The 20,966-nt window shown below is 45.5% G+C and carries 25 protein-coding genes; 15 read left to right on the top strand and 10 right to left on the bottom strand.

The window, feature by feature from the left end; genetic code table 11:
* Window positions 1–42: 42 nt before the first annotated feature.
* The gene (locus NDI33_RS08585; RefSeq protein WP_190414767.1) at window positions 43–975 is read right to left on the bottom strand and encodes a cation diffusion facilitator family transporter; all 933 of its coding nucleotides are present in this window, start codon (window positions 973–975) and stop codon (window positions 43–45) included.
* A gap of 145 nt (window positions 976–1,120) precedes the next feature.
* Here NDI33_RS08585 and NDI33_RS08580 point away from each other — a divergent pair, with 145 nt between their 5' ends.
* Window positions 1,121–1,462: a hypothetical protein gene (locus NDI33_RS08580; RefSeq protein ID WP_190414730.1), complete on the top strand. Its 342-nt coding sequence runs from the start codon at window positions 1,121–1,123 to the stop codon at window positions 1,460–1,462.
* Window positions 1,463–1,709: 247 nt separating this feature from the next.
* Complete coding sequence (locus tag NDI33_RS08575; protein WP_190429804.1) at window positions 1,710–2,102, top strand: hypothetical protein; 393 nt, start codon at window positions 1,710–1,712, stop codon at window positions 2,100–2,102.
* 421 nt (window positions 2,103–2,523) lie between these two features.
* Here the strand turns inward: NDI33_RS08575 and NDI33_RS08570 are convergent, their stop codons facing one another.
* The 5 genes from NDI33_RS08570 to NDI33_RS08550 form a co-directional block, all read right to left on the bottom strand.
* Entirely contained in the window at window positions 2,524–2,766 is a 243-nt protein-coding gene (locus NDI33_RS08570) for a DUF4327 family protein (protein ID WP_190414732.1), read from the bottom strand.
* Window positions 2,767–3,061: 295 nt separating this feature from the next.
* Window positions 3,062–4,732, bottom strand: a complete 1,671-nt coding sequence (locus tag NDI33_RS08565; RefSeq protein ID WP_190534116.1) for a glycoside hydrolase family 3 N-terminal domain-containing protein — start codon at window positions 4,730–4,732, stop codon at window positions 3,062–3,064.
* A gap of 5 nt (window positions 4,733–4,737) precedes the next feature.
* Window positions 4,738–5,139, bottom strand: coding sequence for a 30S ribosome-binding factor RbfA (gene rbfA, locus NDI33_RS08560; RefSeq protein WP_190414734.1), 402 nt, complete (start codon window positions 5,137–5,139; stop codon window positions 4,738–4,740).
* A gap of 51 nt (window positions 5,140–5,190) precedes the next feature.
* A complete protein-coding gene (locus tag NDI33_RS08555; protein WP_190414768.1) occupies window positions 5,191–5,397 on the bottom strand; it encodes a DUF751 family protein in 207 nt (68 codons plus the stop codon).
* A 94-nt stretch (window positions 5,398–5,491) separates the two neighbouring features.
* Entirely contained in the window at window positions 5,492–5,653 is a 162-nt protein-coding gene (locus tag NDI33_RS08550; RefSeq protein WP_190673654.1) for a hypothetical protein, read from the bottom strand.
* Window positions 5,654–5,759: 106 nt separating this feature from the next.
* Here NDI33_RS08550 and NDI33_RS08545 point away from each other — a divergent pair, with 106 nt between their 5' ends.
* The 3 genes from NDI33_RS08545 to NDI33_RS08535 all read left to right on the top strand — a co-directional run bounded on the left by NDI33_RS08545 (window position 5,760) and on the right by NDI33_RS08535 (window position 8,685).
* Complete coding sequence (locus NDI33_RS08545; protein WP_190673651.1) at window positions 5,760–6,593, top strand: DNA adenine methylase; 834 nt, start codon at window positions 5,760–5,762, stop codon at window positions 6,591–6,593.
* A 158-nt stretch (window positions 6,594–6,751) separates the two neighbouring features.
* Window positions 6,752–7,420 (top strand): SOS response-associated peptidase, encoded by a 669-nt coding sequence (locus NDI33_RS08540; protein ID WP_190673649.1) that lies wholly within the window; start codon window positions 6,752–6,754, stop codon window positions 7,418–7,420.
* A 173-nt stretch (window positions 7,421–7,593) separates the two neighbouring features.
* Window positions 7,594–8,685 (top strand): DUF3616 domain-containing protein, encoded by a 1,092-nt coding sequence (locus NDI33_RS08535; protein ID WP_190429801.1) that lies wholly within the window; start codon window positions 7,594–7,596, stop codon window positions 8,683–8,685.
* A 195-nt stretch (window positions 8,686–8,880) separates the two neighbouring features.
* Here NDI33_RS08535 and NDI33_RS08530 read toward each other — a convergent pair whose 3' ends face one another.
* A complete protein-coding gene (locus tag NDI33_RS08530; protein ID WP_242033039.1) occupies window positions 8,881–9,894 on the bottom strand; it encodes an SGNH/GDSL hydrolase family protein in 1,014 nt (337 codons plus the stop codon).
* 281 nt (window positions 9,895–10,175) lie between these two features.
* Here NDI33_RS08530 and NDI33_RS08525 point away from each other — a divergent pair, with 281 nt between their 5' ends.
* Window positions 10,176–10,373, top strand: coding sequence for a hypothetical protein (locus tag NDI33_RS08525; RefSeq protein ID WP_190414739.1), 198 nt, complete (start codon window positions 10,176–10,178; stop codon window positions 10,371–10,373).
* A 201-nt stretch (window positions 10,374–10,574) separates the two neighbouring features.
* Here the strand turns inward: NDI33_RS08525 and NDI33_RS08520 are convergent, their stop codons facing one another.
* Complete coding sequence (locus NDI33_RS08520; RefSeq protein WP_190673644.1) at window positions 10,575–11,957, bottom strand: cytochrome P450; 1,383 nt, start codon at window positions 11,955–11,957, stop codon at window positions 10,575–10,577.
* A 217-nt stretch (window positions 11,958–12,174) separates the two neighbouring features.
* Between NDI33_RS08520 and NDI33_RS08515 the strand changes: the two genes are divergently transcribed.
* Together NDI33_RS08515 and NDI33_RS08510 are read left to right on the top strand one after the other, a co-directional pair.
* The gene (locus NDI33_RS08515; RefSeq protein ID WP_190673642.1) at window positions 12,175–12,807 is read left to right on the top strand and encodes an AAA family ATPase; all 633 of its coding nucleotides are present in this window, start codon (window positions 12,175–12,177) and stop codon (window positions 12,805–12,807) included.
* A 5-nt stretch (window positions 12,808–12,812) separates the two neighbouring features.
* Window positions 12,813–13,472, top strand: coding sequence for a hypothetical protein (locus NDI33_RS08510; protein WP_190673640.1), 660 nt, complete (start codon window positions 12,813–12,815; stop codon window positions 13,470–13,472).
* Window positions 13,473–13,777: 305 nt separating this feature from the next.
* On the opposite strand, the gene NDI33_RS08505 is transcribed toward NDI33_RS08510, so the two are convergent.
* A complete protein-coding gene (locus NDI33_RS08505) occupies window positions 13,778–14,899 on the bottom strand; it encodes a site-2 protease family protein (protein WP_190429797.1) in 1,122 nt (373 codons plus the stop codon).
* Window positions 14,900–15,170: 271 nt separating this feature from the next.
* Here NDI33_RS08505 and NDI33_RS08500 point away from each other — a divergent pair, with 271 nt between their 5' ends.
* The 3 genes from NDI33_RS08500 to NDI33_RS08490 all read left to right on the top strand — a co-directional run bounded on the left by NDI33_RS08500 (window position 15,171) and on the right by NDI33_RS08490 (window position 16,515).
* Entirely contained in the window at window positions 15,171–15,668 is a 498-nt protein-coding gene (locus NDI33_RS08500) for a 2TM domain-containing protein (protein WP_190534138.1), read from the top strand.
* 50 nt (window positions 15,669–15,718) lie between these two features.
* Window positions 15,719–15,865: a hypothetical protein gene (locus NDI33_RS08495; RefSeq protein WP_190534141.1), complete on the top strand. Its 147-nt coding sequence runs from the start codon at window positions 15,719–15,721 to the stop codon at window positions 15,863–15,865.
* A gap of 170 nt (window positions 15,866–16,035) precedes the next feature.
* A complete protein-coding gene (locus NDI33_RS08490) occupies window positions 16,036–16,515 on the top strand; it encodes a hypothetical protein (RefSeq protein ID WP_190414745.1) in 480 nt (159 codons plus the stop codon).
* On the opposite strand, the gene NDI33_RS08485 is transcribed toward NDI33_RS08490, so the two are convergent.
* Entirely contained in the window at window positions 16,512–16,655 is a 144-nt protein-coding gene (locus NDI33_RS08485) for a hypothetical protein (RefSeq protein ID WP_190673637.1), read from the bottom strand. The genes NDI33_RS08490 and NDI33_RS08485 overlap by 4 nt on opposite strands.
* Between NDI33_RS08485 and NDI33_RS08480 the strand changes: the two genes are divergently transcribed.
* From NDI33_RS08480 to NDI33_RS08465, 4 genes are all read left to right on the top strand, one after another.
* Window positions 16,647–17,078: a hypothetical protein gene (locus NDI33_RS08480; protein WP_190673635.1), complete on the top strand. Its 432-nt coding sequence runs from the start codon at window positions 16,647–16,649 to the stop codon at window positions 17,076–17,078. The genes NDI33_RS08485 and NDI33_RS08480 overlap by 9 nt on opposite strands.
* A gap of 469 nt (window positions 17,079–17,547) precedes the next feature.
* Entirely contained in the window at window positions 17,548–18,402 is an 855-nt protein-coding gene (locus tag NDI33_RS08475; RefSeq protein WP_190673633.1) for a site-specific DNA-methyltransferase, read from the top strand.
* A 10-nt stretch (window positions 18,403–18,412) separates the two neighbouring features.
* Entirely contained in the window at window positions 18,413–20,335 is a 1,923-nt protein-coding gene (locus NDI33_RS08470) for an ATP-binding protein (RefSeq protein WP_348245629.1), read from the top strand.
* Entirely contained in the window at window positions 20,332–20,952 is a 621-nt protein-coding gene (locus NDI33_RS08465) for a hypothetical protein (RefSeq protein ID WP_190673627.1), read from the top strand. Before NDI33_RS08470 ends, NDI33_RS08465 begins: the two co-directional genes overlap by 4 nt.
* The last annotated feature ends 14 nt before the right edge of the window (window positions 20,953–20,966 follow it).

The raw sequence follows: 20,966 nt of genomic DNA, 5'->3' as shown, positions 1-20,966 counted from the left end.
ACTCGTAAAATTCTGTGGAAAAGTCCCCTCATCTGTGGAAAACTACCTAGATTTTGATTCTGCTTCGTAGGTAATTTGATCGGATTGGTAAGCAGGTGGCTCGATGTGAATCAAAATTCGGACGGGGCTAAATCTTTCTTTTAGGCGGTTCTCGACTTCTTCTGTAATTTGGTGGGCAGTTTCTACATCGGTGACGTCTACAATCAAGTGCATTTCGATGAATACCTGACGCCCAACAACGCCTCTAGAAGCAATTTCGTGACAATTAATCACTCCTGGAACTTGGATGACGATCCCATGAATGGCTTCGGGCGCGATCGCCATCTCATCGACTAGCCAGGGCAAATTATCTTTAATCACGTTCCAACCACTGCGAAACACTAACAAGGCAACGGGAAAGGAGAGAATAATATCCAACCACTGAAGTTGCGGCAGATTCAATACCTGTCCTTGCCAGACGCCAATCAACCCACCCAAAACAGCAATTGTCACCCAGACATCGCTCATGGTGTGCTGGGCATCTGCAATCAAAATGGGGCTGCCTACCTGCTGCCCAACATGGCGTTCGTAGAACGTGACAAAAATATTCACGCCCAGCACAATCAGCAGCAACCACAGCTCTGAGGGGGAAATGATGACGGGTTTACCACCGCCGCTGAGAATTCGCTCAATTGCCCCTTGCAGAATTTCAAAGCAGGCAATTCCTAAGAAGGCGGCAATTCCTAACGCTCCCACACCTTCAAATTTCTGGTGTCCGTAAGGATGATCCCGATCGGGTTGAGGTGAAGAAAATCGGCTGGCAATTAATCCCAAAATGTTGTTGGCGCTATCGGTAACGCTATGCAAGGCATCCGCTAGCAAGCTGAGAGAACCCGTCCACGACCCCAGCACTGCCTTCAACATCATGACGAACAGGTTGAGCAGTAGGGTAATGATTAAAACCTTCCGCACTGCCGAGCGGTTATCTGCTACCACAGAATTTTCCTCACTCGCCATTTAGAGTTCTATGGCATTCAGTCTAAAGCTTGTGGCTTCACCTTGCATCTATCCTCTTGTAAATGCTGTCTGTTCTAAGTTATGAGTGATAAGTTAATTCACAATTCAAAACTCTTGATTGCTCATGTCTTCTTCAAAACTCATCCTCAACTTAGTTGAAGGTTCTGTTTCCTTCAGCTTTACGCCCCAGGCAGCCCAAGATTTACAAGGCGCGATCGCTCAATTGATGCAGAGTCTCAAAGTCATTGCAGGTGGCGGCGGCAAAACCAATCCCCAAAAACCAATGGAATATCGATACACGGGGGATGTCTTTCTAGAGATTTTCTGCAATCCTAATATCTGGCCGACTCCCTTTGCCGCTAAAGTTTTGATCTCCCTCCGAGATGACCGCATTCGCCTGACTACGGAGGCAGAACTTACTCGCTTAATTGAGGATGTTAATCAGTATTTAGAACAGATGGGCTAAAACTGGGCGGGCAAATGGTTTCTTTAGATTCTTTCTTAGGACGGATGCTACTACCCTAAGAAGTCTGCAAAATGTCCCTTTGTGTGTGCTAAATGGTAGCATTAAGACGCCAGATCCTGCGTTTGTTTACTCACTTGGCGGAAAGCCGAAAGCTAGAAACTTAAAAGTGAGTGGTGCCGAGCGGTTATTTATCGAAAGCGATCGCTAAGGGCTGTCTAACCTTCATTCAATCTGACTGATTTATCTAATGAACTCTAATAATCTGCTGGAGTTAGTACAAAAAGGATTTCGCGTTACTTTGGGTGCAACCGCTTCTCTAGTTGAGAGCGTACAAGACACTCAAAAGCGAGAGCAAAATCTTGAGCTGTTAAAGTCAGACGTCAATCTGGTGGTTCAACAACTAGCAGAAAAAGGAGAGATTACGGAGCTTGAAGCCCGCACTTTCCTGAATTCTCTAATGGCGCAAGCCAATGATGCAGCTAGCACACAATCTTCTGGAACTCCGAGCCGCCCTGCGACAACGCCGGTGACAACGGTTGCCCAGCCAGATATGCAATTGGAGCTAGAGGAGCTAACTGCACAAATTGCTGCAATGCGAACTGAGTTAGAAAAGCTGCGCGACCCCAACTCAGGGATTTAGGTCGGGGATTGCTAGCAGCTTTATCAAAGCATTTATTAGGCTTGCTCCTAGTAGCCTATCCGAAGGTTTGTGCTGAGCAAAACGAAGGACTTGAAGTGTTGTCACGCATCTCGGTTTGAGCAGAGATCCTGCAAAGAGATTTGCGCGATCGCAGCGCGATTGTTGATGACAACGTTACGCCAACACTCCACAACGTTTTGCTCAGAATGGCATCTTCACTTTTTGGATAGGTCTAAGAAGCGAACTTAATTATTCGCACTAGAAAGAATCAGAATATTCTCCAAACCAGGCTAATTAAGAATCAACAGGTGAAAGAATAAAAGCAGTCTTTCCTTAAGTTGAGACAAGCGTGGAATCAAGCTTGTCCTGAGTTTCACTGTTTCCAGTGGAACTGTAGGATTGTCTTAAAGGTAAAAAAATATCAATCGTTGTCCCATTGTTCTTGCCCCATCAGATCGCCGATGCGATCGCGGAGTAAGATATTGCATCTTTCTAATTCACACTCAACACAAACCCACTCCCGTGCAGGGATGTACTGGCACAGAACGTAGATGGGTTGCTGACGAGTCACAATTCCTTTCTCCACCAATTGACGGGCTTCTTCTTGAAGAACGTCGATGGAGTATTGCACAGATGATTTAGGCGGCATTATATCAGCAGTCATGGTCTCAGCCTCGAAACTAACGAGCTACGACTATAACTTAATATAATCCAATACTGCTTAGCGCGGAAATAATTTTTGAACAGTATATCAAGTTACAAATGAATTTATTCGTTTAATAAGGATTCCAAAAGTCAGGGAACTTTGACATAAAAATATATCCTTATGCTGATGAAATTGTCGAAGAACGGATCTATTTATAATTAAGCCTGTATTTTCAAATTGAAGACACCGTAAATAATCGGTGATAACGGTTATGACATTGATTAACAAAATTAATCAATGTGCTGCACAGTTGCTAAATGCTTAGAGCTGGGGCACCGAACAAAACTTCAAGGGCGATCGCCTGAGCTGCTGGCATCTGTCCGTAAGAAAACACACAAGGGATATGTGGGGGCAGGTGTGGGAGAAACTGTTCCAGAAGATAAGGACTGCCGTAAATCACTAGCGCTTGGAGTTCGGCATTGCCTAAGAGTTTTTTAAACAAGTCCTGAGCCAACGGTGTCAAGCCAGCACTGCCTCGGAAAGGATTCCCACGGATGAACAGCTGGAGTAGGGTTGGCTGGGCATTTAAACCCGATTTATGATAAAACACCCAGCCAGGAATTAAGGTGGTGTGGGGATCGAGTAGTTGGAGTTGATAGCCGTGCTGTTTTGGCAGAGCCACAGCCGGTGCTTGTTTATCGAGAAAATCACAATTCAGGGTGTCATCCACCACGATTAAGTTGCGTAAGTTGCCCTGACAGGGAAGTAAAGGAATTTCGCCATGAACGACGAGCGCCTCTCGCACGATGTTGGCAGATGTGGCGAGGGCGTGTGGTTGAGCTAGTTGGAGGAGATGGGGAGGGAATGGTGAAGGCGCTGGTTGGACTTCAGGCGCGATCGCCCTTGCCTCTACAGGCGGTTGTGCTGTGCCTTGTTGGACTCGGCGCTTGGCTGTCCAGATACGCTCAACAGAGGCACGAATTCGCGCCTCTGAAATGCGTCCCTGTGCTACCGCGTCGCACACCGCTTGGATAGCACCCGCAGGATCGACTGGCATCAGCAAAATATCTGCACCGGCTTCGACAGCTAAGACTGGAGCTTCATTTGCTCCATAGCGGTTGGCGATCGCTCCCATCACCAATGCATCGGTAACAATTAATCCTTCAAATCCCAGCTGTTGCCGCAGCAGTTGAGTCAAAATCGGTTGGGAAAGGGTGGCAGGGCGTTCGGCATCCCAAGCCGGGATCAGGAGATGGGCACTCATTACGGCATCTACACCGGAGGCTGTACCCGTACCGATTGCTTCTTGAAACGGCAGTAACTCAATCTCAGCAAGTCGTGCCGGGGAATGGGGCAAGACGGGCAAATCTAGATGGGAATCCACCGCCGTATCGCCATGTCCGGGAAAATGCTTAGCAGTCGTTAACACCGGATAAGCTTTCGCCCCCCGGATGAAAGCAGACGCTAGTTGAGTCACTTCCTCTGGGTTTTCGCCAAACGCCCGGACGTTAATCACTGGATTATTAGGATTGTTATTCACATCCACAACCGGCGCAAGCACCCAGTTGATGCCAATCGCGAGGGCTTCCGAGGCGATGATGCCTCCCATTTGTTCGGCGTATTTCAAGGCAAGAGAGGCATCTTTCCGGAATACTGCCCCGATTGCCATCGGTGGCGGAAACCAAGTTGCCCCAGAAAAGCGCTGTCCGACGCCTTCTTCAATATCAGCCGCGATCAGCAAGGGGGTTTTTGCCCAGTCTTGGAGTTGTTGCGATCGCAGTGCTAATTCTCCAGCACTGCCTCCCAACAAAATGACCCCCCCGACGCCCAAATCCTGCACCCAGTGTTGCAGAACTGCCGCCGGTGGTTCCCAATCTGGATACTGAATTTGGTGGTCGAACAGGTAGCCTGACGCCCGTACCACGACCATTTGCGCTACCTGTTCTGCTAGAGAGAGCGATTCCCACTCCGGCAGCAATGCCACAGATTTCAATCTTCTGCCTCAACGATGTCTTCTTCTTCCACTCTCGCAGCCGGACGGTCTTGATTAAGCTGATTCAACAAAGACAAAATGCGATCGCCTCTTTCCAGAGAACGATCTTCCTGAAACAGTAACTCTGGTGTCCGACGCAGTCGCAACCGTTGACCGAGTTCGCTGCGGACAAAGCCAGTTGCTGCTCTTAACCCAGCCATCGTTTCTACCTTTGCTTCCTCGGTGCCATAGATGCTGACGAAGATTTTAGCGTGTTGTAGGTCGCCTGACACATCCACATCGGTGACGCTGACCATGCCAGCACCCACGCGATCATCTTTGATTTCGGTTAGCAGCATTTGGCTGATTTCGCGTTTAATCAATGCGGCAACGCGAGAAACACGGCGACTTGTAGCCATAATCATCTGCTGCCTTTAAGACAGTGTGAGCAATGCTTTTACTCATCCTACCTAAATCGGACTCACTCCCAGCATCGCCCGTAGGGTTAGGGTAATAAAAGTTAAGGCTGCCACCAGAAAGCCCATCAAAGCGATCGCGCTGGTTCGATTTTGGAGTAGCGGTTTCAACCACCCAAAGGTATAAAAGAATACCCCTAGGATAATGGTGACAAAGTAGCGGGGGTAGCGAGAGATATTTTCCCAAAAGCCATCAAACATATTATTTAAAGCAGCCGACACAAAAAGCGGCGATAAGTCACTGCATCTTAACTGGTAACATTTGTCTGCGAGTTCGACAAGCTCGGCATCGCCCCTAAATGGGGTTTCGTCGAGAGATGGTTCGCCAAGCGTCCGGTGGTAGCAGGTTACTACCCGCTATATTTGTCCAACCGCGACCCATTGACTCATAACACATTGCCCGATAACACACGGACTCATAAGAGCGATCGCGTGTTTTGGTCGCGGTGAGAGTCATTTTTTTCCTCTTGTCGAACCCGCTAGGTATTCTAAATTAAATCATATCCCCCCACTTCCACAACAACTGTTACAAACGCTTTAATTTTTTTAGATAGCTAGAAGCAATGTCAACTCAGACGACACAACAAGAAATAGCGCGTCCTTTTCTAAAATGGGCTGGTGGGAAAAGCCAGCTAATTCAGCAATATATTCCCTATTTTCCCCCAAAATTTACAACTTACTATGAGCCATTTTTGGGTGGCGGCGCTCTTTTCTTTCATTTATTGCCGAAAGTATCTATTTTGACGGATATTAATGGCGAGTTAGTCAATGTTTTCCGATGTGTAAGGGATGAAGTAGAACCGCTAATTGAATTCTTGCACCAGCATCAAATGAATCATAGTAAGGAGTATTATTACTGCATGCGATTGATGCAACCTAACACCCCTCTAGAAAGAGCTGCTCGATTTATTTACCTCAACAAAACTTGCTTTAACGGATTATATCGAGAAAACTCAAAAGGGGAATTTAATGTTCCCATTGGGAAATACAAAAATCCAAAGATTTGTAATCCAGCTTTACTCAGATCGGTTTCCGCTGCGCTTCAGAGTGCCCTGATTGATGTTAGACCTTTTGAAGCTGTTTTGCAATCTGCAAAGACCGCTGAAGATTTTGTTTTCTTTGACCCACCTTATTATCCTCTAAGCCCTACTAGTAACTTTACCGCCTATAGCCGTAATTCTTTTAATGAAGCTGACCAAATTCGGCTCAGGGATGTCTTTGTAGAACTGGCGAAGCGTGGTGTCAAAGTGATGCTTTCTAATTCTGACTGTCTGTTTATCCGAGAAATTTACAGCAACTTTAATATTTACGAGATATCAGCTTCCAGAATGATTAATTCCAACGCTAGAAAACGGGGCAAAATATCTGAATTATTAATCACATCTTATGCAAGATAACTGCTTACCCATAAAATAACGTAAAGTATTTGCCGTACAATTTTACTGAATTATTGGTATTTGTTATAATAGTATGTATATATTATTCGACCGTTGAGTGTTAATTGCTCGATTGAAATAAGCTTGCAAATTTGTAATTTACCACATGGGATAGAAGTATGTGTGGAAGATTTACCCAAGGTAAGTCCGCTGAGACAATCGCCCAAGCATTCCAGGTAAATGATGTTCCACTCCTGATGCCTCGTTATAATATTGCGCCCACCCAGTCAGCACAGACAGTTTTACAAAATCCAGAACAGTCTCAACGACAGTTCAAAATGTTGCATTGGGGGCTGATTCCCCGTTGGGCAAAAGATACAAAAATGGGAGCAAAACTGATTAATGCACGGGCGGAAACGGTAGCCGAAAAACCGGCTTTTCGGGCAGCTTTTAAACAACGACGTTGCTTAGTAGTAGCGGATGGTTTTTATGAGTGGAAGCAGCAAGACGGGAAAAAGCAGCCATTTTATTGTCGCGTCAATGATGGACAACCTTTCGGCTTTGCTGGTTTGTGGGAGCATTGGGAAGGAGAGGATGGTGAGGAAATAGATTCTTGCACAATTTTGACAACAGAACCCAATGAGGTAATGCGCCCGATTCACAACCGAATGCCAGTCATTCTCGATCCAAAAGATTATGATTTGTGGTTGGATTCACAGGTGCAAAAGCCGGAGTTATTACAGCCTTTGTTGCGTCCATATTCAGCAGAAGAAATGGCAACTTATCCAGTCAGCACAAAGGTAAATAAACCAATGAATGATACGGCGGAGTTGATCAATAGCCTTTAAGCGATCGCACTCTCAAGATAGTCGGGTGAGCATCGATCGCCTTACCTTCCAGTTTGCCTCCTCAAATACTTCCAAAACTTCTGTCTTCCGGTAGAGGGTAAAAACCAGTTAAGCGTGAGCTATGCTGGCAGTGATTTCTATCGAGTCCAAACCGTTTTAGGAAAGCAGCCGTTATGCCAGAAAGTTTCTTGCTCAGCCGCGTACTAATTCGCTTCAACGGCAAAGCTGATGAACCTCTTAGCCAAGATTTATCAGCGGCTGCTTTGACACCTGATGGCAGCTTGTGGGTAGGTTCTGATGAAACGAGAACGATTGAGCGCTTATCCCCTGTCGAGCCATATATCTTCAGCAAACATCAGCAATTTTTTGTAAAAGATTTCATCGATTTAGCCGATCCGGAAGGCGAAATCGATATCGAGGGAATGGATTATACAAACCATTATCTTTGGTTCATCGGTTCCCACAGTACAAAGCGTAAAAAAATAAAGGGCAAAGACCTTGAGAAGGATCTTGATAAACTAGCAACCATAAAGTTTGAACCAAACCGTTATTTACTTGCCCGGATTCCTGTAGTAAAAGGTGAATTAGTTAAATCAGTCTCTCACCCAGAACAGCCAGATAAAAAACTGACAGCAGCCTGTCTGCAAAAAATAGGAAATAGTAACGTTCTGATAGAAGCACTCAAACAGGATCGGCACCTAGGGGCATTTCTAACAACTTCTATCCCCTCTAAAGAAAATGGATTTGATATCGAAGGCTTAGCGATTCGGGGAGATAGGATTTTTATCGGCTTGCGAGGCCCTGTACTGAGAGGGTGGGCAATTATTTTAGAGGTTGAAGTTGCAGAAACCGAGCCAGGAATTTTAACGCTGAAGAAAATTGGCAAAGATGGGAAGCAATACAAAAAACATTTTGTAGAGTTGAATGGGTTAGGTGTCCGGGAACTATGTCTGGATGGTGAAGACTTGATCGTTCTAGCGGGACCCACGATGGATTTAGAAGGTGCGCTGAGAGTCTTCCGCCTGAAAAATGCCTTACAACGTGATGAAAACAGCATCTCTTGGCAGAAAGAGGGAGATTTGGAAGTGTTGTTTGATCTGCCTTTCAGATTTGGTTCCGATCATGCGGAAGGGTTGGCACTGTTTCCCTGTTTAGGACAACCAAATTCTCTAATGGTGGTTTATGATTCTCCGGATGAGAATAGAGTCGTGAAGCCGAATGGTATTTTTGCAGATGTCTTCAGTTTGAAGTCTCTACCTTGTTAACTCTCAGGGACACGGCATTGCCGTGTCCTTACAAACAATATGTATTGCACGTTCATTGAGAACCTCACTAATCGCTAAATGTGTTGGAGATTATTAGCCCTTAGCAAAAGAGAAAAATGCAAACTGACAAGTTAGCGATGCTAACGCGATCGCGTCCTTCTTATACTAGCCACGCAGGAAAGGGCAAATCGCTTCTTAGGATTTGTTTTTCATCCCCTGAATGCGCGTCACGATTAATCCGCCACCAACAGCACCTAATAATATAATCCCGCCTACTGCGATAGTAGGTTCAACCGTGGTTTGAGAGCTAGAAACTGTGCGAGGTTCGAGCGTAGATTTTAGCGCTGGGAAGGCTAATTCTACAAATAACTTATGGGCGGCAGTCGTAGGATGAATGCTATCCCAAAATAAATATTCGTTTGGATTGTTACATATTTTGGATCTGCTAACGCAGGCGTTGGTTACATTCGTGAAACCGAATTTTTTTGGATTGTTGGTGACTTGATTGTAAAGAGAATTGACATCAAGATAGGTGATTTTGATATCAGAGTTGAGTTGCTGACGCAAACCGTTGAGGGATGCGGCTAATCCAGAATTATGCTTCTTTGTTAAAACGTTGAGGGAGCCGGAACGTTGAGTTGTGCGCGTGCCGGGAAGCTTTCCTAAATCTGGTAAGTTAACAACTACGATATTTTTTGCGCCTGCTGCCGAGAGGGACTTCACCGCGATCGCTAAATTGTTGATTGGCACGGTAGAGTCGGTAGCGCCTCTTAGGTAATCATTCGCACCAGCCCAGACAACATACAGAGCCTTAGGATTAGCCGCGGAATGGGTTGCCTTAAAGCTCTCGATCTGCGTCAGCAATCCAGGGGGAATCTGCTTAGAATTGCCTGTAGTCGCGCCTCCGTAGGCGAAATTCGTCTCTGTACTGGATTTTAATTTCAGCTTAGAGGCGAGATAATCTGTCCAAACCGGGCCATTGGAATAGCGTCCTTGAAAGTAGGGTGGGCTTGGAGGATATTGCCCGTTGGTAGCCTCTAATACATTGCCAACATCGGAGAGGCTATCTCCAAAAACATAAATCTGATTAAAATTTTGTGCCGAAACCGCATTCGGAGATCCCAAAACGCTGAAGAGCGTGAGAAGCGCAAGGACGCGCCTAGGCTTTGCGATCGCTGCTTTAGCAGTAGCCATCCACAACTTTTTCATGAACATCCCCAGAAACTCCGATTAGAGCTATCACCAGCCGCTTTCTCCTTGTAGCAAAGTTTCTGGAAGATGGCTGAGCGAGTAGCGATCGCTTGACAAACTGTGCTTGTCATTTGCAATTCATCCATAAACGCGATCGCGCTTATGCTTGGGGCCTTTCAATTCTCTACCCTAACTCATGTTTCAAAAATGTAACTTTAGCTACTTTTTACTGAAAATGTCATTAAAATATGACTTATACGGTCTTACCGCGTACCCGTTCTATCAGCAGAGGTTGTCTTATGCCAGAACTTATCTGTACTGTTCCCGTTCCCAAAACCCCACAAGAATTGGAACAAGCCGTTGAGCAATACATCACTAGCGATATCAGCGGTACTGAACTCATTTGTAAGTGGCAAGCCATCCGCGATGCTTCCCTAGATCAAGACTTTTGCGTGCCTACTGATAGCGACCAAGTTGCAGGCGGAGACAGCTATTAAGTTACATCTATTGGCACGGATTGGGCGCTTAGGAGTATGGGTTGATTAACCCCCCATTTCCGGCGTAGGGGTATGGCATTGCCATACCCCTACAGATTGGGACTTTTGTAAGTTATTTAGTCCATGTTCATTGGCAATAAATCGATAAAAACTCCCCCAGATGATCTGAGGGAGTTTGATTTTAAGTTTTCAAAAACCGAATTACACCGAGACTGGAGTATTTACAAGCTTCTTTAGCCGAGGAGTTGCAACCATTTTCATTCCTTCCGGTGCGGCTAAAGTCAAACCCCGACGCACTGGAATCACCGGACGCTTATTAACGAGCGACACTTGAAAATGCGACACAATTGTCGCGAGAACCAATTTCATTTCATACATGGCAAATGCCATCCCGATACAGCGACGATTTCCGCCACCAAAAGGCAAATACTCGTATGGAGAAAATTGCCGTTCTAAAAAGCGCTCTGGCTTGAATTGCTTCGGCTGTGGGAAAGTTTCCTCCCGATGGTGGGCTAAATAGATACTGGGGACGATAACCGTTCCTGGGGGCAATTTGTAGCCGGATATCTCAATGGGCGATCGCACAACCCGAACAAAGGTATTCGCAGCAATTGGATAAATACGAAGCGTTTCAGAGCAAACTGCCGTTAGATAGGGCAGTTTGGCAATGACACTTGGATCTGGATCGGCGTCAACAGAGTCCAACTCAGCGAGCAGTTTGTCGCGCACCTGCGGTAATTGGTCAACCCAGTACAAAGCCCACGTCAGCGCAGAAGCCGTGGTTTCATGTCCGGCGACAAGCAGAGTCATTAACTCATCGCGTAACTCTACATCCGTCATCGGTTGACCTGCTTCATCACGAGCAGACATCATTAAGCTGAGGATATCTTGCCGATTCGGGTTAGCTTCCGCTCGACGTTCCGCAATCTGAGCGTAAATCAGTTCGTCAATTTGTTTTATTTGGCGCAGCATCCGACCCCAAGGACTCCAATCGCCTAAATCTTGTTTAAGAAACTCAAAAAAGAAGGCGCTGGAGTTGAAGCGGGAAGTCATCAAGTCCAGGGTTGAACCGATTAAGCTGCGTAGTTGTTCCAAACGCGACCCCTCATCTAGTCCAAACACCACCCGTAAGATGACGCGCAGGGTGATTTCTTGCATCGACGCACGGATGTTGAAGGGTTTGCCAACCGTCCATTGATTCATCACCTGCTCGGCGATTTCAGAGATAATCTGACCGTAAGCCCGCATCCGTTCCCCGTGAAAGGGAGGGGTTAACATCTGTCGTTGGCGCTGATGGCGATCGCCATCCAGCAGGAGCAGAGAATTTTCTCCCATTAAAAACTCTAAGCCGCTGTTCCCCCTCCCAGCGTCTAACTGACTAGAATCAGCAGTGAAAATCGTTTGCAGTGCTTGTGGTTGGCTGAAATAGACAATCGGAGTCCCCTGGCTTCCCTGGATGGTGAAGGTGTCACCATAAGCTTTTGCATAATCATCCAGGTACTTGATGGGCTGAAAAATAAATTTCATTAACCGCAGCGATCGCGCAGTGTTTGGCCCCTTAGGCAGGTTATGAGTGAGTTCCATTGAGGCGTTTTGTGTTCAGAGCTATTCGATTCTATTGTGGCGAGTTTGGAGGGCGGAGTGTTGGCTTTCAACCCGATGTCCTCAGAGGGCGATCGCTTGCTTCTTATCGTAGCGATTGACAAAGATTGCGCCAGTCAAGCGCTGCGCTAAGGCACAAAAAGCTCCCCTCGATCCCATTAAGCGGTATATTCGGTGGAGTCAGCATCACAAGCGAGCAGTGCCAAGAATAATTGCGATTCTCAACGGAAAGGGAGGAGTCGGTAAAACCACTACAGCAGTCAATCTGGCTGCAACCTTCTCGGAAGAAAAACGGGTTCTTCTGGTCGATGCAGATATTCAGGGTTCGGCGACTTGGTGGGTTGAGCGTAGCGAGAAAGGAATGGGCTTCGATCTCGCTCAAGAGACAGATCCAAAACTTTTAGGTCGTTTACGTAAGATAGAAGGCTACGATTTAGTAGTAGTGGATACGCCTCCAGCATTGCGATCGGAAGCATTAGCGGCGGTAGTAGCGATCGCTGATTATCTGGTTTTACCCACGCCTTGTGCGCCGATGGATCTGGCTGTACTCATTGAGACAGTAAGGGAAACCGTCATGCCAGTTGGAATCGCCCATCGGGTACTTCTGACAAAGGTGGATGCGCGAAGTTTGGGGGAAGCACTGGAGGCTCAAAACACACTTCAAGAGCTAGGAATTCCTGCTTGCCATAGCTTTGTCCGTGCCTACAAAGCCCACGAACGAGCGGCTCTTGAGGGGGTGCCGATTCATCAATGGGCGGGGAAAAAGGCGCGGGAGGCGGAAGCAGACTATCGCCGCGTGGCTAATGAAATACAGCGTGATTGGAGAGACTAAAAATAATGGCTAAAAAACGTATCTCAGACTTACTACACGAAGAAGCACAAAAATCGCCAGATTCAGAAGCTGAACCTGTTCTAGAGGCGACCGTTGAGGAAGTTATAGAAGTAGAGGCGGAAATAATAGAGGATTCATCAACAGATACGTCCGATAAAACTCCTGCTAAAAACTCAAATCCAACGAAGGCTGACTTAGAAGCAAGTGTGACAGAGTTAAAAACAGCTCTGGATCAAGCACGCCAAAGGGAGGAAGCTCTACAGAAGCAAATCACCGATTTGCAATCGAATTTGGATGAGCAAAAATCACTGATGGCTGACTTGAAAGGTGTTGTGAAGGAAACACGCAAAGTGGAAACCTCTTTACACCAGCAAATTGCCAATTTGCAGGCGGATTTGGATGAGCAAAAAAAATTGCTAAACAAGCATCAAAAAGCTCAAGAGCAAGCCAAACAGTTGAAAACAGAGCTAGAGCAAGCCAAAAAAGCAGCGATGCAACTTGCAGAAGCGAACTCTAAGCTAATTGAAGAAGCCAATGCTCTACACAAAGCGCCGCAAGCTGCTCAACCACAGAAGCACAAAACATCTGAGCGGGTATCTAACATCTTCTCTGAACCTCCAACCGATGAGCCTGCTGATTTTGCCTCAAAAAGTTGGTTGCTGTAAATACTCTTAGTAAAGAGGGCGAATAGAATTCGCATCTATACAGACTAAACCCACCTATGCGGGTTTCAAAAGTCCGCGTTAGCGTAGCGTGCGCGTTAGCGCATAGGCGGATTTTGTTGAATAGAAGCGAAGCAACTTCTGCCCCCCGTCTTCTTGAAGGGGGGTAAGGGGGTTGGCGTAGCCGCGATTTCTAATCGCCAGGAATATTTGCAAGATTGGGATGTATAGCAGTAGGGGCGGGTTAATAACCCGCCCCTACATCTAAGCGCACTTGTTATTTAGCTGAATTCAAAATCCGAAATTGATTAAGCAGGATTTGCTTGCGCTCTTCTCTGGAGTAAGTTGAGAATCGAAGCTTTTTCCAGAAGTCCTACTAGCACGCCGTTTTCACGAATCACGGGTAGTTGAGTGAGTTTTTCTTGTTCTAGCAGTGTCACCACTTCTAGTAAAGATTGATCGGATTTGACGGTTGTGGAGAATTCGACGGGTTTTGTTAGCTGTGCGACTGATATTTCAGTCCACTGGGAGGTTGGGACAGCTTTGAGATCGTCAACTGCGATCGCTCCCACTAATTGTCCTTCCTCATTGGTAACTAAGAACCGCGACGCTTCGTTTTTGCCAATGATGTACTCGTTAACAAACTCTCTTAGGGAAAGCGACTCAGATACAATCGGGCTATCACTCATGACTGCATCTTCTGCGGTCAAAGCGGCTAATTGTTCTTGCACTCTAGCAGCTTGGGTTGCTCGACCCGCGTTTTGCAGCAAGAACCAACCGATTAACAAGTTCCAGAAGTTGAGACCGCCGCCTAATAGTAGAGGAACCAGACCAGAAGCGATCGCTATCCAACCAATGACTTGACCGGCGCGACCCGCAAACACGACACCTTTATAAGGATTGCCGGTGATCTTCCAAACCAACGCCTTGAGGATATTCCCACCATCCAGGGGCAAGCCAGGAATCAGGTTAAACAGCGCCAGCACTAAGTTGACGTAAGCCAGCACTCCGAGGATTGCTCCAAACGGCCCGGAAATGCTCGTGGTAAAGCCAATCGCGCTAATTAGACCAAACAGCGCCAAACTGACTAAAGGCCCTGCGATTGCCAGCCAGAATGCTCCTGCTGGGGTCTTTGATTCTTTTTCTAAGCTGGCGAGACCACCAAACAGAAATAAGTTGATAGATTTAACTTCAATTCCCTGCTTGATAGCCACAAAACTGTGTCCCAGTTCGTGCGCCAAGACGGATGCAAACAACAGCAGCGCCGCAATTAATCCCAGTAGCCAGGGTAATCCCCCGCCGAGTCCGGGAAATTGAGCCGCTAGTCCACTGCCATAACTCACCGTCACCCAAGCCAGGACAAAGAACCAGGTTGGATGTACGTTGAAGGGAATTCCGAATAAATTGCCGACGCGAATCGTGCCGTTCATTACGCCACCTCTGCTTTAACATCTGAGAGGCTTAAATTGAACCTCTCTTTCTTGCACCTCTTTATCGTAACGATATGTAACGAGGATTTTAATCTTTCAGCTACCGTACTATCCGTCCGTTAAGGTTCGGTTTTGGAATAGCCTAGTGTGAGGCATTCTTACTTTTGCCTCGGCATAATAGAATCAGTACTGCTCTTGAAAGGCTGACTTCTGCATCACGTCCTTGGGGCAGAAAAGCTCTCCCAACCTCGACGACCGCAGGTGTTTCCCTATGCCCGTCTCCGAAACTCAAATCACCCGCTCTTACAATCAAGAAGAGATTCAGCAAATTCTCCAGATTGCGATCGCGCGTCAAACTGACGACACAGAATTTACCCGCGAACAGCTACTGGAAATCGCCTCTGAATTAGAAATCTCTCCAGAGTGTCTTCAGGTGGCAGAACAGCAGTGGCAAGCCAAACAGGGAGAAATCCAAAAGCGGCAGGATTTTAATCTCTACCGACGCACCAAATTACAGAAACAAGCTGGCAAATATACAATCGTCAATTCGTTTTTGATGCTGCTGAATATCGTGAATGCCGGTCAGCTTTCTTGGTCTTTATATATCGCCTTATTCTGGGGATTAGCTCTGGGGCTTAATGCTTTGAATACCTTTCAATCTGGAGGCGAAGATTACGAAAAAGCCTTTCAGAAATGGTATCGTCAGTACCAATTGAAACAATCACTGACCACTGTTTGGGATAAGGTTCTCAAAGCTTGGCAGACTTAAAACATATTCCCCTAGCGAAGAGAAATTTGCGGCTACGCAAAGGAAGGGGGTTGAAAATCAGTCTTGATGAGCGAGAATTTTGTCTAGAGACGTTGTATGCAACCTCTTGGGATTCGGTAATTCATGCTTGGCAGATATGCCAAAGGCGCGATCGCGTACAGCCCTTTGGGCATGAAAACAGCGAAGCGAGGGATTAGCCTCGCGCTGACTTGTCAGTTCTCATTTTCCCCCAGTCAGCATATCTCCTACAGGAACAGCTTTCGTTTGCCTTAAAATAATCCTGTCGGCTTGGTTAAACTAACCAGACTTTTACGGCTAGACAAGTTACGGCTAGACAAGTTCTCTCTGCATTCTCCCTGCATTAGATATGGTTCAGTACACTCTCGCACAAAGCCCAGAAGTCATCCTGACTGTTTCAGGCAAAGATTCAAAAAAAGCCCGTGAGAAAGCGATGGAGCAGCTCATGGAACTCATGGATGCAGACAAGCTACCCACCGATCTTGAAGATGGATTTAGTCCGGAACAACTGATTGAAGTCAAAGAGCTAGAAGCGGATGGGACTAGCGATGAAGACGCCGTAACCCAAGCTGTACAAGTTCTGAGCAACCTTGCCACACTGAAGCTGAAGGTGCAGGAATCACGCGCCGAGGCGCTGAAGGTTCGCGCTCAAGTAGATATCCTGTTTTCAGAAAAGTCGGTGAGTGAAGAGGAAATCGCGCAACTCAAGGACGGTTTTAAGGTTCTCAAAACCTTTGCTCAAGTGAATCTGCGCTACCACGAGGCTCGCTCGAAAGCAGAGCAAGCTCGGAGCGTGTTAGATCAAGCTTTAAAATCTCCTGAGAGCTAATTTCTCTGCTTAGGCGCATCCGCTGCGCGATCGCGTCGGCGAGAATTCAGATTTGATAAGCGATCGCGCTGTTGAGTTTTTCTCTCATTCGCAGCGCCAAATGCATCTGTAACCACCCAAGAAGATAAGCAATGATTCAATTTGGTAAAACTCCTTCTGATTCCGGAGAAAAAAACTGGCGAAACCAGCTGGCTCAGTTTGTCAAAGCTAATCAGCAAGAATTGGCAGCATTATCTTGGGGTTTGTGGTTAGAAAATGGAGACACTCAAGGTTATCTAGGGATCGATGTGCAACCAAAGCCGCATTTCGTCTATTGTCCAAAAGAGGCAATAGAAACACTCAATAATAAAGTCGAAAACCAGCTTCAGGAGATGGTAGGAGTTGTGGAGGCTCATAACCCTGAAGTGGAGGTTCTGATCATTGGAATTGGTGAGGGGCAAATAAAGCTAGTTCAGTTTCAACCAGAACCTCCACCTCCCGCTTGCTTTGAGAAAGTCGCCGCAGATGTTAATACATTGCTAGAGCGATTAGAGCAGCAGATGGGCGAGCAGATACAAGGTTAAATCCTAAAAAGCGATCGCGTCAGCGTATGTCTTCTTAGTGTTGCTCGCACGCTTGCTAGTGAGGGGAAACGCTAGCAGTGCTAAGAGCGCATACACTAACGCAATCTGATCTTAGAATCTGTTTCCAATAACTGGGTAAATATTGTTGGCATATAACATATATGTTTCCCCTCCGAGCTAAGTCTCCTCTTGATTGAGAAAGCACGTGCAAAGCTTGTAGAGTAGACTTTGCTTGGGGAGCGTTCTGACCTTGAGGTTATTTGATGCCGAGCTTTATTTGGTACCCTCGTTTGTACAATACTAATTGTGTTGCCTAATGGTAAATGACAAAGGTTAGTGTAATTTAAACTACAAATTTCCTATAACTCTTGAGGCAATCAACCTAAAAATATAGCAAAGAATAACTGTGTTCAATAATTTTGCTTAAATATATGAGCATCTATTTCCTTAGTAATCAAGTAAAAAAAATATGGTGTCTCTGATCGGAATTGATGAATGGAAAGGCTTTACACAAAACAGCGTTGAATGGAATGTTTATAAAGGCGATGCCTATTCCGTTCTCAAAAAATTGCCAGATAGCGCTTATAGTTGTGTAGTGACATCGCCTCCATATTACTGGCTACGTGACTACGGAGTTGATCGGCAAATAGGAAAGGAGGAAACCGTTGAGGAATACGTTAATGCTATTTCATCCGTCATGGATGAAGTTTATCGATTATTGAAACAAGATGGTGTTCTATTTTTAAATGTAGGCGATACATATTATTCAGGCAAAGGAGAATCTCAAGGGGTCGATCGCAAAAGCAGCAAACGTCGTTTTGGACTGAGAGCAGTTGACAAAAGCGGTGGGTTAGGAATTCAACTTCGACCCAAGACAATTATCGGGATTCCGTGGCGGGTTGCCACTGAAATGTTAACAAGAGGATGGATTCTGCGGAGTCCTATTATTTGGCACCGTAAGCATTGTCTTCCTGAATCAGTTAAGGATAGACCTCGACGCAGTTATGAGTATGTATTTATGTTTGTCAAGAACCGTAAATACTATTTCAATCGCCAACCTCTTGTAGATGCTAAAGTAGAAGATATGTGGACTATTGCTGCGCGTCCAAAGCCAACAAGTGGTATTGACACAGCTCCTTTTCCTGACGAGTTAGTTCAGCGGTGTCTCGAAATCGGATGTCCCCCAGAGGGAGCTGTCTTAGATCCATTTGCTGGAAGCGGAACCACCTTAAGAGTAGCATTACAATCCGGAAGACCAGCAACAGGAATTGACCTTAATCTTGATTTCTGTAAATACATGGTTGAGCATTTAAAAAATTTATAAGCGTAAACTTATGTTCCTCAGCATAGATCAAATTAGAGCATCTCTTAAGCTTTTGGAACAGGTACATCCTTTCTATGGAATTACTTTTTTAGCGTGTAAGCAAGCGAATCTACCAGTAGGGAATACCAAAGAATTTTCTCTAGATATGGAAAATAAGAGGTTTCTTGAAAAATACTATAAACCTGCTAATAATTCTAAATGGTATTACCGTGTATTTCGATTATCAGACAAAAATCAGCGTTGGCTGAGGCATGATTATGCATCCTCTGGGTTACAGGCTATTAATACGCAAACCTTTGGGAATGCATTTATTCATCCTAAAAAATCCAAGCTATGGGGATGGAAAAGTAACTATATTGAGATATTAAAATCCCACTTAAAAAGTCATCAGTTGATTCCTACTTTTCATTTGGCTGTATGGTTATATCGCGATCGAGAGTGGCAATTTGATACGACAGCAGAAAGTATTATTAAATTTTTTTTTGATAAGTTTCTGATATCTGAAGAAGAGAAAAGCAATCTTTTTGATATTTCTATCCCCGAAAATATTACCCTCAGCCAACTTTTTCAAGAGCAAAAAGTTTCCTGGGAGGAACTGCAAAGTGCCACTGGCAAGCCTCCGGACGCTCCACCAGAGGAAGGAGGAACTCTGGCATATTTAGAAATACAAGGAGTGGGACCAGCGAAAAAGCTTTGCTTTGAGCCAGCGGAACGAGTTAGTCTAATAACAGGTGATAATGGGCTGGGAAAAACTTTTCTTCTTGAGTGTGCCTGGTGGGCATTAACTGGACAGTGGGCTGGTCATCAAGCATATCCAACGCCGAGTACCAATAACAATGAACCTAACATTATCTTTCAAATTTCTGGAGAATCTAAGTCCGAAAAGGAAAGCGTATCTTATGATAGGAGGACTCAAAGATGGCGTACAATCAAAAATCGCCCAACCATTCCTGGTCTTTTGATCTACGCCAGAGTAGACGGTTCATTTGCAGTGTGGGACCCAGCGAAGGAGTATTGGTCGTTTGAACAAGGAGTTGGAGAAAATGACGGAACTCCACGTCCCTTTGTTTTTGCCAAGGATGAAGTATGGCACGGACACAAAGATAGAAAAGGAAATACTTACATCAATGGATTATTACAGGATTGGATTCAGTGGCAAAGCAGACCAGAAAAATATCCTTTTAACACTCTCGCAAAAGTGCTTGAGCGGCTATCTCCTCCCTCTCAAGGCGACTTAGGGGCTTTGAGGCCAGGCGAACCTGTAAGACTTCCGTTTGATGCTAAGGACATTCCTACTTTGGAACATTCATATGGAACTGTTCCAATTGTTCACGCCTCAGCCGGTGTGCAACGCATCATTACTATGGCTTATCTCATTGTCTGGGCATGGGAAGAACATAAAATTCAGTCAGAACTCATTCGTAGAGAACCGCAAAAGAGGATGGTCATTCTTGTAGATGAACTGGAAGCACATCTTCACCCACAGTGGCAACGTGTTATTTTACCTGCACTTTTAGACGTGAGAGAAGATTTAACTTCTGATTTACAAGTACAGATCATGATTGCTACCCATTCTCCACTGGTGATGGCGTCTGTAGAGCCAAGGTTTGATGCAAAAGTCGATAAGCTATTTCGTTTGAATCTGGTCAAAAGTGATTTATTAGGAAATGAAGTCGAGTTAGATCAGCTTCCTTTCATTCGTCAAGGAGTTGTAGACTCTTGGCTTACATCGGATGTCTTTGAACTGCGACAGGCTCGCTCGTTAGAGGCAGAAAATGCTATAGAGGCTGCGAAAGCTTTGCAATATCAAGACAATCCCAGAGCGAAACATGTGCAAAAAGTTTCACAAGAATTGGCAAAGTATTTATCAGAGGATGATGAATTTTGGCCTCGGTGGGTATTTTTTGCAGAACAACACGGAGTAGAGCTGTGATTCCCGTTCAACTACAGCCTGAACCTGCCGATTTTTCACAAAGAGTTAGAGACAAAGGAGCAGCTTTTTTAAATAAAGTTCCTCATCCTAAAAATAAAGATTGGATTAATAGAGAATATTGGCAGGAATCACTAGATGATCTATATGAAGCATATGGACATATATGCACATATTCCGCTCAGTGGATTCCCAGGACTGAAGGCAGTCCTACTGTCGATCACTTTATTCCTAAGTCTGTTGAACCTAAATTAGCCTATGAATGGCAGAATTTTCGCCTTGCTTGTTTAAAATTGAACACTCGAAAAGGCACTCATCAAGATGTTATAGACCCTTTTTGGATGCCGACCGGCTGTTTCATTCTAGAATTCCCCTCGCTTCAGATTAAACCTGCTCCGATTCTAAAAGACCCTCTAAAACAAAGAGTCATTGATACAATCAAACATTTAAAACTCAATGAAGATGCTAAGTGTGTAAAAGGACGACAAGATTGGCTGATTCCCTATTGCCAAAAGGTTTATCCCTTCGACTACTTGAAACGAAGAGCGCCGTTCATCGCTTACGAGTTAGAACGCCAAGCCCTCGTAGACAAAATTGCATCGATTATGGGTGTGAGATGAAAGACTTCGCAAAA

Origin of the sequence: Trichocoleus sp. DQ-A1 (assembly GCF_039961955.1) — a bacterium.
Taxonomy (GTDB): Bacteria; Cyanobacteriota; Cyanobacteriia; order Cyanobacteriales; family FACHB-T130; genus FACHB-T130.
The sequence above is the reverse complement of the archived record's forward strand: the minus strand, read 5'-3'. Positions and strand labels throughout refer to the sequence as shown.

Coding starts and splice junctions, on each gene's coding strand:
- NDI33_RS08580 (WP_190414730.1), top strand. CDS start 1,121: ATGTCTTCTTCAAAACTCATCCTCAACTTAGTTGAAGGTTCTGTTTCC.
- NDI33_RS08575 (WP_190429804.1), top strand. CDS start 1,710: ATGAACTCTAATAATCTGCTGGAGTTAGTACAAAAAGGATTTCGCGTT.
- NDI33_RS08570 (WP_190414732.1), bottom strand. CDS start 2,766: ATGACTGCTGATATAATGCCGCCTAAATCATCTGTGCAATACTCCATC.
- rbfA (WP_190414734.1), bottom strand. CDS start 5,139: ATGGCTACAAGTCGCCGTGTTTCTCGCGTTGCCGCATTGATTAAACGC.
- NDI33_RS08555 (WP_190414768.1), bottom strand. CDS start 5,397: ATGTTTGATGGCTTTTGGGAAAATATCTCTCGCTACCCCCGCTACTTT.
- NDI33_RS08550 (WP_190673654.1), bottom strand. CDS start 5,653: ATGACTCTCACCGCGACCAAAACACGCGATCGCTCTTATGAGTCCGTG.
- NDI33_RS08545 (WP_190673651.1), top strand. CDS start 5,760: ATGTCAACTCAGACGACACAACAAGAAATAGCGCGTCCTTTTCTAAAA.
- NDI33_RS08540 (WP_190673649.1), top strand. CDS start 6,752: ATGTGTGGAAGATTTACCCAAGGTAAGTCCGCTGAGACAATCGCCCAA.
- NDI33_RS08535 (WP_190429801.1), top strand. CDS start 7,594: ATGCCAGAAAGTTTCTTGCTCAGCCGCGTACTAATTCGCTTCAACGGC.
- NDI33_RS08530 (WP_242033039.1), bottom strand. CDS start 9,894: ATGAAAAAGTTGTGGATGGCTACTGCTAAAGCAGCGATCGCAAAGCCT.
- NDI33_RS08525 (WP_190414739.1), top strand. CDS start 10,176: ATGCCAGAACTTATCTGTACTGTTCCCGTTCCCAAAACCCCACAAGAA.
- NDI33_RS08520 (WP_190673644.1), bottom strand. CDS start 11,957: ATGGAACTCACTCATAACCTGCCTAAGGGGCCAAACACTGCGCGATCG.
- NDI33_RS08510 (WP_190673640.1), top strand. CDS start 12,813: ATGGCTAAAAAACGTATCTCAGACTTACTACACGAAGAAGCACAAAAA.
- NDI33_RS08505 (WP_190429797.1), bottom strand. CDS start 14,899: ATGAACGGCACGATTCGCGTCGGCAATTTATTCGGAATTCCCTTCAAC.
- NDI33_RS08500 (WP_190534138.1), top strand. CDS start 15,171: ATGCCCGTCTCCGAAACTCAAATCACCCGCTCTTACAATCAAGAAGAG.
- NDI33_RS08490 (WP_190414745.1), top strand. CDS start 16,036: ATGGTTCAGTACACTCTCGCACAAAGCCCAGAAGTCATCCTGACTGTT.
- NDI33_RS08480 (WP_190673635.1), top strand. CDS start 16,647: ATGATTCAATTTGGTAAAACTCCTTCTGATTCCGGAGAAAAAAACTGG.
- NDI33_RS08475 (WP_190673633.1), top strand. CDS start 17,548: ATGGTGTCTCTGATCGGAATTGATGAATGGAAAGGCTTTACACAAAAC.
- NDI33_RS08470 (WP_348245629.1), top strand. CDS start 18,413: ATGTTCCTCAGCATAGATCAAATTAGAGCATCTCTTAAGCTTTTGGAA.